Source organism: Thalassotalea profundi (assembly GCF_014653195.1).
Classification (GTDB): domain Bacteria; phylum Pseudomonadota; class Gammaproteobacteria; order Enterobacterales; family Alteromonadaceae; genus Thalassotalea_B; species Thalassotalea_B profundi.
The window spans coordinates 1-1,323 of record NZ_BNAH01000029.1 but is presented as its reverse complement, the minus strand read 5'-3'; the positions used below and the strand labels follow the sequence as shown (position 1 = coordinate 1,323).

Here is a 1,323-nt window from a genome sequence, read left to right as displayed (position 1 = left end):
CCAGCCGGCCCGAGATCATGGGGTGGGTGCTGGGCATCGTTTACCGCGTCATTGCCACGCACCTGGTCAAGAAAGCGGGCCATACCCACCAAGTGGCCAAGACGGGCGCGGTCACCCTGATCCAGCGTTTTGGATCGGCGCTCAATCTGAATGTTCACTTCCACATGCTGTTTCTCGACGGTGTGTATGTCGAGCAATCCCACGGCTCAGCGCGTTTCCGCTGGGTCAAGGCGCCGACCAGCCCAGAGCTCACCCAGCTGACGCACACCATCGCCCACCGGGTGGGTCGCTATCTGGAACGGCAAGGCCTGCTGGAACGGGATGTCGAAAACAGCTATCTGGCCTCGGATGCGGTGGATGACGACCCGATGACACCCCTGCTGGGGCACTCGATCACTTACCGTATCGCTGTCGGTTCACAGGCGGGGCGAAAGGTGTTCACTTTGCAAACTCTGCCGACCAGTGGTGATCCGTTCGGTGACGGGATTGGCAAGGTAGCCGGGTCCAGCCTGCACGCCGGCGTGGCGGCCAGGGCCGATGAACGCAAGAAGCTCGAACGGCTGTGCCGGTACATCAGCCGCCCGGCGGTATCCGAGAAGCGGCTGTCGTTAACACGAGGCGGCAACGTGCGCTACCAGCTCAAGACGCCGTACCGGGACGGCACCACGCACGTCATTTTCGAACCATTGGATTTCATTGCAAGGCTGGCCGCCCTGGTACCGAAGCCCAGAGTCAACCTAACCCGCTTCCACGGGGTGTTCGCACCCAACAGTCGGCACCGGGCGTTGGTCACGCCGGCAAAACGGGGCAGGGGCAACAAGGTCAGGGTGGCTGATGAACCGGCAACACCAGCACAACGGCGAGCGTCGATGACATGGGCGCAACGGCTCAAGCGTGTTTTCAATATCGACATCGAGACCTGCAGCGGCTGCGGCGGCGCCATGAAAGTCATCGCCTGCATTGAAGACCCTATAGTGATCAAGCAGATCCTTGATCACCTGAAGCACAAAGCCGAAACCAGCGGGACCAGGGCGTTACCCGAAAGCCGGGCGCCACCGGCTGAGCTGCTCCTGGGTCTGTTTGACTGACGAGCCTGAAGGCCAACGATACCAATCAAAATGCTGCGTTCACAGCGCCGCGGCAGGGATCCGCCGTGCTGGTTGTCGGAAAAGGAGCCGCTAGTGGGAAAGAGGAGGGTAAATTTTCAGCGTTGCTGGCTCCCCGTCAGCCGGATTGGGTTGCATCGCAGGGGTGTCGAAAGAGTCAACTGCGGTCCAAAGCTGTTGGACTTGGGTGAAAAGGGCGTTTATTCTTCCTATACGT

Annotated in this window: 1 protein-coding gene; it reads left to right on the top strand. The window is 60.5% G+C overall.

Features of this window, described 5'->3' with window-relative positions:
• The coding region (locus IE155_RS17845) for an IS91-like element ISCR2 family transposase (RefSeq protein ID WP_000314083.1) at positions 1–1,088 on the top strand (1,088 nt) is incomplete at its 5' end.
• Positions 1,089–1,323 lie beyond the last annotated feature (235 nt).